The organism is Myxococcales bacterium (assembly GCA_016712525.1).
In the GTDB taxonomy this organism is placed as follows: Bacteria; Myxococcota_A; Polyangia; order Polyangiales; family Polyangiaceae; genus JAAFHV01.
Map to the genome: position 1 here is coordinate 2768067 of JADJQX010000007.1, position 16256 is coordinate 2784322.

The following is a 16256-nucleotide window of genomic DNA, read 5'->3' on the forward strand; positions in this document are numbered from 1 at the left end:
CACTTCAGGCCCTCGGGCGGAATGGCAATTTCGCATATCGCGTCACGCGCACGGGGCGACCGTCGAGGGTCGCCGGAGCAAAGCGCCACGCCCTGACGGCGCGGACCACCTCGGCGTCGAGCATCGGGTGCCCTCGGACGACCGTCACGTCCGTCACGGTGCCGTCCTCGGTCACCACGTACTTCACGGTCACGACGGCTTGGACGCCAGCCTTGCGCGCCTCTTCGGGAAATGTCGGCATTTCCTGTCGAAGGGCCCTCGGTGGCAGGATCGCTTCGGTCACGAACGCCATCGGAGCCGGAGGCGGCGCTGCGGTCGCCGTCACGGTAGGCTTGGGCGCGGAGGCGACTCCTCCGCCCGTTCCGGTCCCCCCGACCACGCCGTCCGGGCTCCCACCCGGCACCCCGGGCAGCTCCGCCACGGGGGCGTCGGGGTTCCCCTCCTTCGGGGCCGTCGTAGGCACCTCTTTCGGTGCGAGGGACTCGGGGCGACCGAGAGGAGGCGGAGCCAGCGACTTCGCCTTCGCCGGAGCGGGCTTCGGCGGCTCCACCTTGGCGACCGCGGGCCTCGCCGGCTCGGGCGCCTTGGGAGTGAAGACGACCGGAGTCGCCTCCTCGGCGACCTTCTTCTTGATCTCTTGACCGAATACCACGCCGAGGACGACGAGGCCGATCAGGACGGTAGCGCCGCAGGCATAGCCCACGAGCAGGCGACGCGCGGAGAAGTCGTGGCTTTCGTCGAAGGCTGCGAGGGACACGCCGCCCAAGTACCGAGCCGCCGTGACGTGGAGGTGAGGAGATGGAGCCCTTCTGGCGATCGGTCGGTGACAGAACGGTGCGTGCACGCGTGTGTCACCGTGTCGTCGTGCATGGCACCGCGCCGTCACGATGCGGCGACGTGTCGCCGACGCGCGCGCGGTCGCGCTCCCGCCCCGAGGACACGACACACGACGCATGCCGAGCTCGCGCCACGATCGCCGACGCGCTCACGAGCCGCGAAGTGGCTACGCCGTGGACGGACCGCCCTGACTCACCCGAGGCCTCGCCGAAGGCCGATGTCCGAGAGGCGCGCGAGGCGGCACCGAGCTTCCCGCAGCGCGTGCCACTGGCGGGACGACACCGGGAGCCGAGCCAGCGAAGACGAAACGATGATGTCACACGGGTGACACATGAAGAGCGTTTCATGCGCCCGCAAGGCGGCCGGCAGCGGGACTTTCTCCCGTCCCGTTCCTCCCTGCCCGAGGATTCATGCCGAACGTTCTCGTCACGGGGGCGCAGTGGGGCGACGAAGGGAAGGGCAAAGTCGTCGACCACCTCGCGGCGCGCGCGACCTTCTCCGTGCGCTTCGGGGGCGGCGCCAACGCGGGTCATACGCTCGTCGTCGGTGGCAAGAAGATCGTCCTCCACCTGGTGCCCGCCGGGATCTTGCACCCGGGGTGCAAGGGCGTCGTCGGCAACGGCTGCGTGGTCGATCCGCTCGGCTTCGCCAAGGAGATCGACGCCCTTCGAGGCGCTGGAGTGGACGTCTCGGCCGAGCGGCTCTCCATGTCGGAGCTGTGCCACGTCGTCACGACGTACCAGAAGATCTCGGATGGGATCACCGGCAAGGCCATCGGCACGACCGGGCGCGGCATCGGCCCGGCCTATGCCGACAAGGCGCGACGCACCGGGGTGCGCCTCGGGGACGTGCTCTCGGGCGCTCACCTTCCTGGCCTCGAAGCTCAGCGCGCGTTCTACGCGAGGCTCCACGAAGGCGAAGCGGAGCTCCCGCCGGCGAAGCTCGTCGCCGAGGAGCTCTCCGAGGTGGTCTCACGGCTCGCTCCCCACATCGGCGACGTCGCCGAGGAGATCGCCGCGGCCATCGCGCGCGACGAAAAGATTCTGTTCGAGGGTGCGCAGGGTGCCCTCCTCGACATCGACCACGGGACATACCCGTTCGTGACGTCGTCGACCACGACGGCGGGCGGCGCGTCGAGCGGGACGGGCGTGTACGTGGAGCTTCATCGACGGGTCGCCGTGTGCAAGGCGTACACGACCCGCGTCGGCAATGGCCCGTTCCCCACGGAGCTCTCCGACGAGACCGGCGAGCGCATCCGGACGGTGGGCGGTGAGTTCGGCGCCACCACGGGCCGCCCACGCCGCTGCGGGTGGCTCGATCTGCCGCTCCTCCGCAAGGCCTCGCGGCTCAACGGCACGACCGACCTCGCCATCACCAAGCTCGACGTGCTCGCCGGCTTCGAGCGGCTCCGGGTGTGCACCGAGTACCGCGCGGGAACCCCCGTCTACAAGGACTTCGACGGTTTCGAAAGCGTCGAAGGGGTGACCTCGAAGGACACGCTGCCGAGAGAGGCGCGCTCCTATCTCGACTTCATCGAGCGCGAGAGCGGGAGCCCGATCGCGCTCCTGTCTCTCGGGGCCGACCGAGACCGAACGTTGATCTTCAAGGAGATCCTCCCGTCATGAGCCAGCGCCTGGGCGACCTCGATCGAAAGGACGTCGCCTCGGCAAAGGCGGCGGAGTGGGCCTCGAAGACCCATCGTTTCCGTGAGGGGAGAGAGGGAGCCTGCGACCCTGAGCTCCGCGCTCACTACGCGCAAGCGTCCCTCGTCGACGGCGCGCGGATCGCGACGACCACGGACGGCATCGGCACCAAGGTCGAGGTGGCCGAGCGCACGCGCGTCTACGACACCATCGCCTTCGATCTCGTGGCCATGGTCACCGACGACCTCGCGGCAGCGGGAGCGACCTCCCTCGTGCTCACGAACGTGCTCGACGTCGACCGGATCGATCCCGACGTCGTCGACGCGCTGATGCGGGGCCTCTACGCGGCGTGCGAACGTGCTCGCATCGCCGTGAGCGGGGGGGAAATCGCCGAGCTCGGGGGGCGTGTGTGCGGCTACGGCGACGGCATGCACTTCAACTGGTGCGCGACGGCGATCGGGCACTATCCGCCCGGCCGCTCGCCGCTGACGGGCGCGGCGCTATACCCTGGCGCAGCGATCGTCGCGCTCGCGAGCCCGGGGTTTCGCTCGAACGGGTTCTCGCTCCTGCGGCGCATCCTCGAGGGCGCGCACGGGCCATCGTGGCACGAGGTCGACGCGCTCGGCACGACGTGGGGGGCGCGGGCGCTCGAGCCCTCGGTCATCTACGCCCCGCTCGTCTCCGACCTGCTCGACGCGGGCGTGCAGCTCTTGGGCGCGGCGCACGTCACGGGCGGCGGAATCCCGAACAAACTCGGGAGGATACTTCGTCGAACGACCTACGGCGCGCGCCTCGACGACCTCTTCGACCCGCCCGAGTCCGCCGTCTTGGCGCAGCGTCTGGGGGCCGCGTCGGACGCCGAGGTCTACCGGGCGTGGAACATGGGCCAAGGCTTCTTGCTCGTGTGCGACGAGCGCGCGGTGCCCGAGGTGCTCGCGGCGGCGCGGGCCCACGGCCACGAGGCGAAGGTCGCGGGCCACGTCGACGACACTCGAACCATTCGCGTTCGGTCCCGAGGGATCGAGCGCGCGGAGCTGACCTTCCCGTTGGAGACCACGACATGACGCACGAGCCCCCCAAGGTGGTGACCATCGCCCCGAAGAAGGGGGCCACCGACCCACGTTCCCGTGACGTACGAGCCGCCGTGGAGCACCACGTCGGGCGCGCGGTGGGGGCGAGGTCCATCCGGCTCCTGGCGATGTCACGCGACATCCCCGACGACGTCCTCTTGGCGTTCGCGAGCCGGACCGTGGCGGATCCGATCGTCGACGAGGTCACGGTGGCACGAGCCGTAGGTGCGTCGGGCGAGGGCACGTACGTTCACCTCGCGAAGCTCCCCGGGACCACCGACGACGAGGCTCGAAGCGCGGAGGCGATGCTCGCGCTCACCCTCGCGGAGCCCGTGCCCACCTGGACGTTCTTCACGGAGGAGCTCGTCGTACTGGACGAGCCGCTGCCGGACGCGACCCTGGCAGAGCTCGCTCGGGACGTCCTCGGGAACCCGAACGTGCACACGCTCTCGTGGGGAAAGCTCCCCTTTTCGCCTCGCCGGCCCGCCGAGACGAGCCTTCACGCGGAGGCGCGGGTCGAGAGCGTCGCGCTCCCGGCCGACGACGCGGGGCTCGCCGAGCTCTCGACGTCCCGCGCGCTCGGACTGTCCCTCGCGGAGATGCACGCCATTCGCGATCACTTCGCGAGCGAAGAGGTTCGCCGCGATCGCGCCGCGCACGGCCTCCCGACCGAGCCGACCGACTGCGAGCTCGAGATCTTCGCCCAGACGTGGTCGGAGCACTGCAAACACAAGGAGCTCGCGGCCGACGTCACGGTCGACGACCACGAGCTCGGCGAGCTGCGGACCGTCCGATCGATCTTCAAGACCTGCGTCGTCGGCCCGACGCGCGAGGTCCTCGCGAAGCTCGACGCTCGGGGCCAAAGCTTCGTGGTGACCGTGTTCGACGACAACGCGGGCATCGTTCGCGTCGACCCCGAGACGAACCTCACGCTCAAGGTCGAGACGCACAACTCGCCCTCCGCCCTCGATCCGTACGGGGGAGCGATCACCGGGATCCTCGGGTGCAATCGCGACGCTGTCGGCACCGGGCGCGGCGGCGGGCGCCTCTTCTTCAACACGGACGTCCTCTGCTTCGGCCCCCCGAGCTATACGGAGCCCCTGCTCCCCGGGCAATTGCATCCTGCACGCATCTTCGAGGGCGTCCACGCCGGCGTGCGAGACGGGGGGAACAAGTCGGGCGTGCCCACGGTCAACGGCGCGCTCGTCTTCGACGATCGCTTCTCGGGGAAGCCGCTCGTCTTCTGCGGCTCTTCGGCGCTCGTGCCCGCGTTCGCGAACGGCGCGCCGGCCCACACGAAAGACGTAACCCCGGGGTGTCGCATCGTCACCGTGGGAGGGCGCGTCGGCATGGACGGCATCCATGGAGCGACGTTCTCGTCCCACGAGCTCAAGTCGGGGCAGAGCCGCGGGGTGGTCCAAGTCGGGAGCCCGTTCACGCAGAAGCTCGTGGTCGACCTCCTCGAAGAGGCGGCGGCGCTCGGGCTCGTGGCCGGCGTGAACGACAGCGGCGCGGGCGGCCTCTCGTCGTCGGCCGGGGAGCTCGCACGCATCACGGGAGGCGCCATCATCGACACGAGCCGGGTGCCGCTCAAGTATCCGGGCCTCGTACCGTGGCAAATCTTCCTCTCGGAGTCCCAAGAACGAATGACGCTCGCCATTCGCCCCTCGGACCTCGACGCCTTCATGGCGCTCGCGGCGCGGCGCGGGGTGGAGGCGGCGGACATCGGAGAGTTCACGAGCTCCGGCAAGCTCGAGGTCGTCCACGGCCGAACGAACGTGGCGCGGCTCGACCTCACGTTCTTGCACGACGGCGTGCCGAAGCTCTCCCTCGAGGCCACGGTCGCCCCACCTCGACGCACATCGTCCCTTCCCTACGAAGGAGATCTCGGGGCGCTCCTCTTGCGCGCGCTCGCCCACCCGAACGTCGCGAGCCGCGAGGCCGTCGTGCGTGCCTACGATCACGAGGTCAAGGGCAAGACCGTACTCAAGCCCTACATGGGGAAGCGAGGCAAGGCGCCGCAGGACGCGGGGTGCATGCTCGTCCGCCACGGCGCACACGATGGGATCGCCGTCTCGAGCGGCATCGTCCCGCGGTACGGAGACCTCGACGCCTACGCGATGGCGCAGAGCGCGTTCGACGAGGCCGTTCGTGCCCTCGTCTCGATCGGGGCGCGCCTCCCACAGGACGCCTCCGGCCCCTTCGAGGCCTTCGCCGGGTGCGACAACTTCTGCGTGCCGGACTCGGTGTTCCACCCCGAGAGGAACCCGGACGGTCGAGAGAAGCTAGGCAAGCTCGTGCGGATCGCCGAGGGGCTCGCCGACATGGTGCGCGCCTTCGAGATCCCGATGATCTCCGGCAAAGACAGCATGAAGAACGACTTCCGCTCGGGCGGGCGGAAGATCTCCGTCCCACCGACGCTGCTCGTCACCATGGTCGCGAAGATCCGCGACGTGAGGCGGCTCGTGACGTCCGAGTGGAAAGCCGAGGGCGACGTCGTCTACCTGCTCGGCGAGACCTACGACGAGCTCGGTCGGTCGATCGTCGCCGAGCTCGGCGGTGACCTCGGTGGAACGGCGCCACGCGTCCGCATCCCCGAGACCCTCGCGCTCTACGGGCAGATGGCGCGCGCCCACGACGCGGGGCTCCTCGCCTCGTCGCACGATCTCTCCGACGGAGGCCTGGCCGTCGCGCTCGCCGAGTCGTGCATCGGCTCGGGCCTCGGCGCCGAGCTGCATCTCCCGGACACGGGCCTCGACGCGTACGCCGCGCTGTTCTCGGAGTCGAACGCGAGATTCGTGGTCTCGGTGCGCCCGAGCGACGCCGATGCCGTCGAGGCCCTCTTCGGAGATCGCGCCACCCGCCTCGGCCATGTCCGGGGGGAGCGCCTCCTCGTCTCTGCGAAGAGCGGAACGCTCGTCGACCTCCCCGTCTCGTCCCTCGCGGACGCCTACGAAACGAGGCTCTCGTGATCGCCTACGTCGTCACCGGCTACGGTCTCAACTGCGAAGAGGAGACCGCGCACGCCTACCGAGCGGTAGGCATGGAGGCCCGGATCGTCCATGCTCAAGACCTCTTCGCGGGCGACGTCTCGCTCACGGGAGCCTCGGTCGTCCACCTCTCGGGAGGGTTCTCGTTCGGCGACGATCTCGGCTCGGGCAAGGTCTTCGCGAACCGCGTGCGCCTCGAGAGGCGACCTTCGGGGAGCACGCTCCTCGACGAGCTCGCGGCGTTCGTGACCGACGGAGGGTTCCTCGTCGGGATCTGCAACGGCTTCCAAATACTCGTAAAGTCAGGGATTTTGCCTAACGTCGGGCAGGCCCACGACCTCGAGGTGACCCTCACCCACAACGACTCGGGTCACTTCGAAGATCGCTGGGTTCGCTGCCGCGGGCTCGCCTCGCCCTCACCGGCCTTCGCGGACGGAGACCTCCTTGACCTCCCGGTGCGCCACGCCGAAGGGAAGCTCGTCACGCGGGACGCGAGGGTGCGCGAAGCGATCCTGGAGAAGCGCCTCGTCGCGCTCGCCTACGTGGACGCCGAGCTCCGGCCCGCCCACGCCTATCCCGAGAACCCCAACGGCTCCGAGCTCGCGTGCGCCGGGCTCACCGACCCGACGGGCCGCGTGCTCGGCATGATGCCGCACCCGGAGGCGTTCCTCCTGCCTCACCTCCACCCCGGCTGGGCCGAGAGGGCCCGGGCGGGCGCTCTCCCCGAACGAGGGGACGGGCTTTCGATCTTCGAGAACATCGCGCGAGCGGCCGATCCGCAGCGCCGCAAGAAGGAGACCTCGCTGTCATGAACGTCCACGTTCGTCGTGCCCTCCTGTCCGTGTGGGACAAAACCGGAATCGTCGAGCTTGCCCGATGCCTCGCGAGGCACGGGACCGCTCTCTACTCGACCGGGAAGACGGCATCGCTCCTCCGCGAGGCGGGCCTCTCGGTCGCCGACGTGACCGAGCTCACGGGGAAACCCGAGGCGTTCGGCGGGCGCATGAAGACGCTCTCGTACGAGATCTCGTCGGGGATCCTGTTCGACCGCGACCGCGACGGCGCCGAGGCCGAGAAGCTCGGCACGATCGCGATCGACATGGTCGTCGCCAATCTCTATCCGTTCGCCGAGTACCGTGACAAGGGGCTGCCCCTCCCCGAGCTCGTCGAGTACGTCGACATCGGCGGGCCCACGATGATCCGCGCCGCCGCGAAGAACTACCGCCACGTGGCCTCCGTGGTCTCGCCTTCCGCCTACGCGGCGCTCGTCGCCGAGCTCGACGCGACCGGCGGAGCTCTCTCGCTCGATACGCGGACCAAGCTCATGAGGGCGGCGTTCCGCGCGACCGCCGAGTACGACACCCAGATCGCCGAGCACCTCGACAAGCTCGCTGGCGAGCCCTCCCGGACGCTCGTGTTCGAGCGCGGCGAGACGCCTCCGCTACGGCGAAAACCCCCACCAAAAGGCCGCGGTCCTCGTGCGGCGGGGGCGTGGAAAATCCCCCACCGAGCTCCTCCTCTCCGGCAAGGAGCTCTCGTACAATAACCTCCTCGACGTCGAGGCTGCGCTCGCCGCGGTGCGCGGCCACGGAGAGAACGCTTGCGCCATCGTGAAGCACGGCAACCCGTGCGGGGTCGCGGTCGCCTCGAGCCGTGGCAGAGCCTTGGAGCTCGCGTGGTCGAGCGATCCGGTCTCGGCCTTCGGCTCGGTCATCGCGTTCGGCGGCAAGGTGTCGCGAGCCGACGTCGTGTCGCTCGGCCTCGACGATCCCGACAAGTCGAAGCGAAAGTTCGTCGAGGTCGTGGTCGCGCCCGAGTTCGACGCGGACGCCGTCACCTACCTCGCCACGAACAAGAACCTCCGCGTCTTGCCGCTCCGACCCGAGGACGTCACGGGCGCCGAGGATCTGCGGCTCTGCCTCGGGCACCTGCTCGTGCAAGACCCGGACGAGCAGCTCTTCACGAAGCTCGAGGTCGCGACGAAATCGCCGTTCTCTCCGGATCGAGAGCTCGCCGAGCTCGGGACACGGGTCGTGAGATCGATCAAGTCGAACGCCATCGCGATCGTCACACGCCTGCCCGGAGGCGAGGCGATGCTCCTCGGCATGGGAGCCGGCCAACCGAACCGCGTGGCCTCCGCGCGCATCGCGGTCGAACGAGCGCACGCGACGCTGCGCGACCACGGCCTCACGGGGGACGAGCTGAACGCGGCCTGCGCGAAGGCTTACGCGGTGTCCGACGCCTTCCTCCCCTTCGCCGACACGCTGGAGGTCTTGGCGGACGGTGGGTTCCGCGTGCTGCTCGAGCCCGGAGGCTCCATCCTAGACGCCGAAGTCGTCGCTGTTGGCGAGGCCCGCGGCGTCACGGTGATCATGACCGAGACTCGCCACTTCAGGCACTGAGGTACCGTGATTCCCCTGGATAAAACCAAGAGCCCGCAGCTCGACAAGGTCCACGCCGGCAAGGTCCGCGACAGTTTCCGACTGTCCCCGAGCGAGCGCCTCGTCGTCGTCACCGATCGCATCAGCGCCTTCGACCTGAAGCTCAAGACGCCCATTCCCGGGAAGGGTGAGGTGCTCAATCGGCTCTCGGCGTTCTGGTTCGACAAGACCCGCGACATCGTCGAAAACCACCTCGTCGAGGTCCTCACCGAGAACGCGCAGGTCGTCCGCGAGGCGGCGCCGATCCGCGTCGAGCTCGTCGTCCGGGGGTACATGGCAGGCTCCATGACCCGCGCGTACGCGCAGGGCCGGCGCGAGATCTCGGGAGTGCACTTGCCCGAGGGGCTCCGCCCGAACGAGAAGCTCCCGCGCCCGATCGTGACCCCCACCACGAAAGAGGAGTCGGATCGGGAGATCACCCCCGAAGGGCTCGTCCGCGAGGGCCTCGTCGACCGCGATCTCTACGCCCGCATGGCCGAGACGGCGCTCGAGCTCTTCGCTCGGGGTACCGAAGTGCTCGCCGAGAGGGGCCTCATTCTCTGCGACACCAAATACGAAATGGGCCTCGTCGACGGGCGCCTCGTCCTCATCGACGAGATCCACACGCCCGACTCGTCGCGCATCTGGGACGCCGAGAGCCACGCGCGGTCTCCCAAGGACGCCGAGCCCCTCGACAAAGAGTACGTGCGCGCCTACATGCTCGAAGAGCGCGAAAGAACAGGGCATTTCCCCCTTTTCTTGCCTCCGCGGGTCATCGACGAGACCCGTGCACGTTACACGGATCTCTTCCACCGCGTCACCGGGCTCTCGCTCTCCCGAGCCCCCGACCCCGCCGCGCGGCTCGTGGAGGCGCTCGTCGCACGAGGGACGATCCGCCCCGGGTTCGTGCTCGTCGTAGCCTCGCGAGCTGCCGACGCGGGCGCCGCTCGTGCCATCGCCTCTCGGCTCGAGCAGCACGGCGCCCGTGCGTATCCGCACATCGTCTCGCCCTACGAGCCGAGGCTCCACTCTCTATGTGCAACCTACACGGGATGCATCGAGCCTGGCGCGGCCATCGCCATCGGGGAGTCGCACGAGGGGCTCTTCGACGCCCTCCACGAGAACCTCGATCTCCCTGTTTTTCTCGCGAGCCCGTTCGACGATCGCTCCACCGAGCGGGCGGCCGTCTCGGCGCTCCGTGCACTCGGGTCCTCGCCCATTCGTCAGCGGCTCGAGCTCGACGCCCAAACCGCGCGTGACGCCCTCTCGCGCGCCTTCTCGGAGAACTCATGAACGACCTTCGTGCCATGGCCATCTCCCCGCTCGACGGGCGCTACGGCGCGCGGCTCGAGCGCCTCGCGAGCTACTTCTCGGAGCACGCGCTCATGAAGGCGCGGCTCCGCGTCGAGGTCGAGCACGCCATCGCCCTGTCCGACACGGGCCTCTTCGGCGCGCTCGACGAGGGGGAGACCGCGCGCCTCCGCGACGCGCACGCCACCTTCGACGCCGCAGCCTACGCGGAGCTCAAGGGCATCGAGGCCGAGGTTCGCCACGACGTGAAGGCGTGCGAGCTCTACTTGAAGCGAAAGGCGGCGCTCCGAAAGCCGAACCGCATCCACTTCGGCCTCACGTCGGAGGACGTGAACAACCTCGCCTACGGGACGCTGTTCGACGCCTTCCTCGCCGAGGTCGAGCTCCCCCTCCTCCGCGACGTGGCGATGGCGCTCGTCCCCCTCGTGCGCACGCACGCGGACACCCCCTTCCCCGCCGCAACGCACGGGCAGCCGGCCTCGCCCACGACCGCCGGGAAGGAGCTCGCCGTCTTCCTGGGGCGCTTGCTTCGGTCGTACGACGCGCTCTCCCGCGTTCGCATCTACGGAAAGCTCAATGGGGCGACCGGGAACCGCTCGGCGGTCGTGGCCGCTCACCCGACGTACGACTGGGAGGCGTACGAGAAGCGGCTCGTGGAGCGCCTGGGGCTCGTCCCCAACGTGGCCACGACCCAGGTCGAGGATCACGACGCGTGGGCCCGCTGGCTCTCCGAGGTGCGCGTCGCGAACAACGTGGTGCTCGACCTCTGCACCGACATGTGGCTCTACGTCTCACGTGGGCTCTTCGTGCAGAAGGCGAAGGCCGGCGAGGTGGGATCGTCGACGATGCCCCACAAGGTGAACCCCATCCACTTCGAGAACGCCGAGGGGAACCTTCAGCTCTCGAACGCCCAGCTCGCGTTCCTCGCCGACAAGCTCCAGAAGTCGCGCATGCAGCGCGATCTGTCCGACAGCACCGTGAGCCGAAATGTCGGGGCGGCGCTCGCGCACCACGTGCTCGCGTACGAGGAGGTGCAGGTCGGGCTCTCCCGCGTCGCCCTGTCGGAGGAGGCGTGCCGAAAGGCGCTCGAGGCCACGCCCGAGCTCCTCGCCGAGCCGATCCAGACGATCCTGCGGCTCCACGTCGACGACGACCCGTACAAGCGGCTCCTCGAGCTCACCCGTGGGCGCGCGATCGGGCCCGCCGAGATGAAGGCCTTCGTCGACGGCCTCGACGTCGAGCACGGAGTGAAGGAGCAGCTCCGCGCGCTCGAGGTCACGTCGTACCTCGGTGACGCGGGGAAAATCGCCCGAAAGGTGCTCGCGATGGCGGAGGAGGCCTTCGGCTCATGAAGGTCGCCGTGCTCGGAAAAGGGGGGCGCGAGCATGCGCTCCAGGCGAGGCTCGCGGCCGACATCGGCGAAGCGTCGGTCCTCGTCGTGCCCGGAAACCCAGGCATCCCCGGGTCGACGGGAGAGGTCGAGAGAGACGCGCTCGTGGGGTTCCTGCGCGAGCGTGGCGTGGAGCTCGCGGTCATCGGTCCGGAGGCGCTCCTCTCCGAAGGGGTCGCCGACCTCCTGCGCGAGGCCGGGATCCCGGTCGTGGGGCCGGGTCGAGAGGCCGCGCGCCTCGAGAGCGAGAAGACCTACGCCAAGGCCTTCTTCGAGCGGCACGGGGTGCCCACGGCGCGCGCCGTGGTGCTCGCGAGCGAAGAGGACGATTCCCGCCTCGACGCCTTTCCGGAGGGCGCCGTCGTGAAGCTCGATGGCCTCGCCGAGGGCAAGGGGGTCATCGTCTGCGGCGACCCACGCGAGACGCGCGACGCCGTCGCCGAGCTGCGGGAGCGCTACGGCAAAGACAAGAAGCTCCTCGTCGAGGAGCGCCTCGAAGGCCCCGAGCTCACGGTGATGCTGCTCGTGTCGGACGGGTGCGCCAAGGTGCTCCCGGACTCGCGGGATCACAAGCGCCTCTCGGACGGAGACCTCGGTCCCAACACGGGGGGAATGGGCGCGTTCTCCCCGGTCCTCCCCAAGGACGACCCGCTCCACGCCGAGATCGCCGAGACGATCGTGGACCCCATCGTGCGCGGCCTCGTCGCCGACGGCATCGCGTACCGCGGATTTCTCTACGTGGGCCTCATGCTCACGCCGCGGGGGCCGAAGGTCCTCGAGCTGAACGCGCGCTTCGGCGATCCCGAGGCCGAGGTGGTGCTCCCGCTCGTCGGTGGGAGCTTCGTCGCGCTCTGCAGGGCGTGCGCCGAGGGGTCGCTCGAACGCGAGACGCTCACCGTTCACGACGCGCACACGCTGGCCGTGGTGCTCGCGAGGCAAGGATATCCGCGCGCGCCGGAGGGGGCGCCGGTGGCCGTCTCGGCGAGCCTCGAGGCCCGTCCCACGTCGCACGTGTGCGTCGCCAACGCGCGGCGCGAGGGAGACACGCTGTCTCTCCCGTCGGGGCGCGCGCTCGTCGTCGTCGGCCGGGGAGCGAGCCCCGACGAGGCACGACGCGCGGCGTACGCGCGGGTCGCCGAGCACGGAGCTCCAGGCCTCGTGTACCGGCGAGACATCGGGGGTCGACCGTGAAACGCATCGCCGTGCTCGCTTCGGGGCGAGGGTCGAACCTCCGCGCCATTCACGCCGCGACGAGGTCCGGCGCGCTCGAGGGTGTCGCCGAGATCGTCGTCGTCGGGAGCGACAAACCTTCGGCGCAGGCGCTCGTCTTCGCGGGAGAGAACGGGATCCCGACCATCGCGCTCGCTCGCGAGGGCCGCTCACGCGAGGCCTGGGACGAGGAGCTCCTCCGCCGCCTCGAGCCGCACGCCCCGGACGTGGTGGTGCTCGCGGGGTTCATGCGGGTCTTGTCGGGCACGTTCGTGGCTGCCTACCGCGGGCGCATCGTCAACATCCACCCCGCCGACACACGCGCGCACCAGGGGCTCGGAGGTTACGCGTTCGCGTTCGAGCGCCACCTCGACGAGACGACGATCACCGTGCACCTCGTCGACGAGGGCCTCGACACCGGCGCCATCCTCGCCCAACGCGCCGTCGATCTTCGCGGGGTGACCTCCCTGCACGACGTCGAAGAGCGTGGCCTCGCCGTCGAGCACGCGCTCTATCCCGAGGCGCTCCGCGCTTTTCTTAACGGCCTGAGCACGCGGTCATGATCCGCGATCTGTGCCGCCGATTTTTCGTCTCACGGCCCGAAACGGCCGTGTTCGCTGTTCGAGAGTCGTGACCGTCGATTTGGAAGTGAGAGACCACCATGTGCGGAATTGTCGGCATTTTCGGTAAATCGGGCGTCGCCGAGAGCCTCGTCTACGCGCTCACCGCCGTGCAGCATCGTGGCCAGGACGCCGCCGGCGTCGTCACGTTCGACCGAAAGTTCCACCTCCACAAGGGGCGTGGTCTCGTCGCCGAAGTGTTCCGCGATGCCCGTGACATCGAAGGGCTCCGCGGCTCGATGGGGCTCGGTCACACACGCTACGCCACCCAAGGCAGCACCGAGCTGCTCGACGCCCAACCCTTCACCATGGCCTACCCCTTCGGGCTCGCCATGGTGCACAACGGGAACGTCACGAACTTCGAGGCGCTCCGCAAGGAGCTCCAGCGCGATCGTCATCGTGTCATCGAGACCACGAACGACCTCGAGCTGCTCCTCTATACCCTCGCGCAGGAGCTCGAGGTCGTCGGCTACAAAGACCTCACGCCCGAAGGTGTATTCACCGCCGTACGGGCGCTCCGGAGCAAGGTCGACGGGGCCTACTCGACCATCACGATCCTCGCGCAAAAGGGCATGCTGGCGTTCCGGGACGTCCACGGCATCCGTCCGCTCCTGTACGGTCGCCGTGTCACCCCCGAGGGCGTCGAGCATGCGTTCGCGTCCGAGTCGACCGTGTTCGACTACCTCGGCTTCGAGAGGGTGCGCGACCTCGAGCCCGGCGAGACCCTCTACGTCGACGCCGAGGGCACGGTGCACACGAGCGTCGATACGAAGGGGCGCGGCGCCTTCTGCAGCTTCGAGCACATCTACTTCGCCCGTGAGGACTCGGTCTTCGACGGGCACCTCGTCGCGGGAGAGCGCGTGCGCATGGGGCGCCTCCTCGCCAAGGCCGTACGGGACGCCGGGCTCCACCCCGATGTCGTCATCGACGTGCCCTCGTCGGCCTACTTCGCGGCCTCCGCCATGTCCGAGGAGCTGGGCGTGCCCTACCGCCGCGGCCTCACGAAGAACAGCCACGTGGGCCGGAGCTTCATCGTCCCTTCGCAGATCGACAGGGAGCGTCTGGTTCGCCAAAAGCTCAATCCTATCGGGGACGTACTCGTGGGAAAGAAGGTCGCCATCGTGGACGACTCCATCGTCCGCGGCACCACCTCGAAGCACATCGTGAAGGTGATCCGGGAGAGCGGCGCCAAAGAGGTCTACATGGTCTCGGCCGCGCCCCCGTTGAAGCACCCCTGCGTGTACGGCATCGACATCGCACGCCGGGCAGAGCTCATCGCGGCGACACACGACCTCGACGCGGTGCGGGCGGCGATCGGCGCCGACGCGGTCGTCTATCCGGACATCAGCGAGTTCCGGAAGCTCTTCGCCGGGCGCCCGCACTGCTTCGCCTGCTTCGACGGCGACTACCCGACGGCCGTGAGCGAAGAGGAGCGTCGCTCGATCGAGCGGGAGAAGGTGGCGTCACGACGGTAACTTGCGTCACGCACCGACACTCGAAGAGGGAGCGTCGGTGCGCGGCGGTCGTCATTCGTCGTCGGGCGCGGGCGAAGCGAGGACACGCTCGAGAGTGCCGAGGGCATCCCGTGCGTTCCTCACGGCCGTGAACGCGTCGGCGAGGCCGTCGGTCACTTGGACCTTCTCGGCCCTCGGGAGCCGCTCGCCCCCGGAGAGGATGGTTTTCAGCTGTGCGGTCGCGGCGTCGAGCGTGAGGCGTGCGGCCTCCACACGCTCGGCGAGCTCGTTGGCGTCGCTCATCGGAACGCCCTCACGTCTTCCAGAGCACGACGTACGTCGGCCCAGTCGACGCGGGGGAGCCCACGCGCTTCGTGAGAGCCCTCCCACTCGGCGCCGACCGCCTCGAGCACGGCGAGCCGCGTCGAACCGACGGCGGTGATCGGCGCGGCTTCGAGCCGACCTCGGTGGCCGTCGCTCGCCGAAGCACGGTAACCCGAAGGCTCCGTGTCGGCGGTCGGGCCGATGCGGAGACTCAGCCAGAGTGGCCCGCACGTGAGGTCGTAGATGGTGTCGCGCCGATCACGAAACTGGTTCGCGATCGAGAGACGCTCGGGATCTAGGCCTGAAGGTCGAGCCATACACGCCTCGCTTTGCGGTACGCGGTGGTCGCCGCGCTGCGGGACTCGTCGATGGAGAGAGCCGTCATGCCGAGTCGCGTGAGCTCTGCACGGAAGAAGGGCGCGATGCGCGCGCGCGCCTCCCCGAGGGTGCCCGGCCAACCGCCGAGCGCGGGGCGCCCCTCTCGGACGAAGGTCGCGTGGACGTGACGCGCCCAGAGAGCGCCTACCGTCTGCGCGCCGTCGTCGAGGACCGTGGTCCTCATGGGGGACGCCTCCACGATCGAGGGGAGATTCAACGGCGGAAACGGCCGCCGCCGCCACCACCGCCACCCGCGGGACGATCCTCGGCTTCGTTCACGCGGAGGGCGCGGCCGTCGAGGAGCGCGCCGTTCATTTGCGCGATCGCCGAGGTGGCCTCGTCGGAGGTGCTCATCGTGACGAACGCGAAGCCACGCGACCGGCCGGTCTCGCGGTCGGTCATGACGCGAACGTCCGTGACGGTGCCGGACTGCGAGAACGCGTCGCGGAGCGAGTCTTGGGTCGCGTCGTAGGAGAGGTTGCCGATGTAGAGACGATTGCCCATGATGAATTGCCTAATTTCTGCGGCTTGTTCGAGCCCGGCCCCACGCCGTGGGGAGCCGAGTGGTGGTGCGCGACCGGACGCGCACCCACGCAACAACGAATCTCGC

Annotated in this window: 16 protein-coding genes; 11 read left to right on the top strand and 5 right to left on the bottom strand. The window is 69.3% G+C overall.

Annotated features, from left to right (window positions below; genetic code table 11):
* Positions 1–4: 4 nt before the first annotated feature.
* The gene (locus IPK71_28760) at positions 5–757 is read right to left on the bottom strand and encodes an energy transducer TonB (GenBank protein MBK8217737.1); all 753 of its coding nucleotides are present in this window, start codon (positions 755–757) and stop codon (positions 5–7) included.
* Positions 758–1247: 490 nt separating this feature from the next.
* Between IPK71_28760 and IPK71_28765 the strand changes: the two genes are divergently transcribed.
* From IPK71_28765 to purF, 11 genes are all read left to right on the top strand, one after another.
* Positions 1248–2462 (top strand): adenylosuccinate synthase, encoded by a 1215-nt coding sequence (locus IPK71_28765; GenBank protein ID MBK8217738.1) that lies wholly within the window; start codon positions 1248–1250, stop codon positions 2460–2462.
* The gene (locus IPK71_28770; protein MBK8217739.1) at positions 2459–3544 is read left to right on the top strand and encodes a phosphoribosylformylglycinamidine cyclo-ligase; all 1086 of its coding nucleotides are present in this window, start codon (positions 2459–2461) and stop codon (positions 3542–3544) included. The genes IPK71_28765 and IPK71_28770 overlap by 4 nt, the downstream gene beginning before the upstream one ends.
* Complete coding sequence (locus IPK71_28775) at positions 3541–6522, top strand: phosphoribosylformylglycinamidine synthase (GenBank protein MBK8217740.1); 2982 nt, start codon at positions 3541–3543, stop codon at positions 6520–6522. Before IPK71_28770 ends, IPK71_28775 begins: the two co-directional genes overlap by 4 nt.
* Positions 6519–7352: a phosphoribosylformylglycinamidine synthase subunit PurQ gene (locus tag IPK71_28780; GenBank protein ID MBK8217741.1), complete on the top strand. Its 834-nt coding sequence runs from the start codon at positions 6519–6521 to the stop codon at positions 7350–7352. The genes IPK71_28775 and IPK71_28780 overlap by 4 nt, the downstream gene beginning before the upstream one ends.
* A complete protein-coding gene (locus tag IPK71_28785) occupies positions 7349–8086 on the top strand; it encodes a hypothetical protein (protein MBK8217742.1) in 738 nt (245 codons plus the stop codon). Before IPK71_28780 ends, IPK71_28785 begins: the two co-directional genes overlap by 4 nt.
* Positions 8019–8942 (top strand): hypothetical protein, encoded by a 924-nt coding sequence (locus tag IPK71_28790; protein MBK8217743.1) that lies wholly within the window; start codon positions 8019–8021, stop codon positions 8940–8942. The genes IPK71_28785 and IPK71_28790 overlap by 68 nt, the downstream gene beginning before the upstream one ends.
* A gap of 6 nt (positions 8943–8948) precedes the next feature.
* On the top strand, positions 8949–10253 hold the full coding sequence (locus IPK71_28795; GenBank protein MBK8217744.1) for a hypothetical protein: 1305 nt from the start codon (positions 8949–8951) through the stop codon (positions 10251–10253).
* The gene (gene purB, locus IPK71_28800; GenBank protein MBK8217745.1) at positions 10250–11623 is read left to right on the top strand and encodes an adenylosuccinate lyase; all 1374 of its coding nucleotides are present in this window, start codon (positions 10250–10252) and stop codon (positions 11621–11623) included. Before IPK71_28795 ends, purB begins: the two co-directional genes overlap by 4 nt.
* Complete coding sequence (gene purD, locus IPK71_28805; GenBank protein ID MBK8217746.1) at positions 11620–12852, top strand: phosphoribosylamine--glycine ligase; 1233 nt, start codon at positions 11620–11622, stop codon at positions 12850–12852. Before purB ends, purD begins: the two co-directional genes overlap by 4 nt.
* Positions 12849–13433: a phosphoribosylglycinamide formyltransferase gene (gene purN, locus IPK71_28810; protein MBK8217747.1), complete on the top strand. Its 585-nt coding sequence runs from the start codon at positions 12849–12851 to the stop codon at positions 13431–13433. Before purD ends, purN begins: the two co-directional genes overlap by 4 nt.
* Positions 13434–13531: 98 nt before the next feature.
* Positions 13532–14965: an amidophosphoribosyltransferase gene (gene purF, locus IPK71_28815; GenBank protein ID MBK8217748.1), complete on the top strand. Its 1434-nt coding sequence runs from the start codon at positions 13532–13534 to the stop codon at positions 14963–14965.
* Positions 14966–15016: 51 nt separating this feature from the next.
* Here purF and IPK71_28820 read toward each other — a convergent pair whose 3' ends face one another.
* From IPK71_28820 to IPK71_28835, 4 genes are read right to left on the bottom strand one after another with little or no spacing between them, the layout of a single operon-like run.
* Positions 15017–15247 (bottom strand): hypothetical protein, encoded by a 231-nt coding sequence (locus IPK71_28820; GenBank protein ID MBK8217749.1) that lies wholly within the window; start codon positions 15245–15247, stop codon positions 15017–15019.
* Entirely contained in the window at positions 15244–15585 is a 342-nt protein-coding gene (locus IPK71_28825; GenBank protein MBK8217750.1) for a hypothetical protein, read from the bottom strand. Before IPK71_28825 ends, IPK71_28820 begins: the two co-directional genes overlap by 4 nt.
* On the bottom strand, positions 15564–15830 hold the full coding sequence (locus IPK71_28830) for a hypothetical protein (GenBank protein MBK8217751.1): 267 nt from the start codon (positions 15828–15830) through the stop codon (positions 15564–15566). Before IPK71_28830 ends, IPK71_28825 begins: the two co-directional genes overlap by 22 nt.
* Positions 15831–15859: 29 nt before the next feature.
* Positions 15860–16150: an RNA-binding protein gene (locus tag IPK71_28835; protein MBK8217752.1), complete on the bottom strand. Its 291-nt coding sequence runs from the start codon at positions 16148–16150 to the stop codon at positions 15860–15862.
* Between the last annotated feature and the right edge of the window lie 106 nt (positions 16151–16256).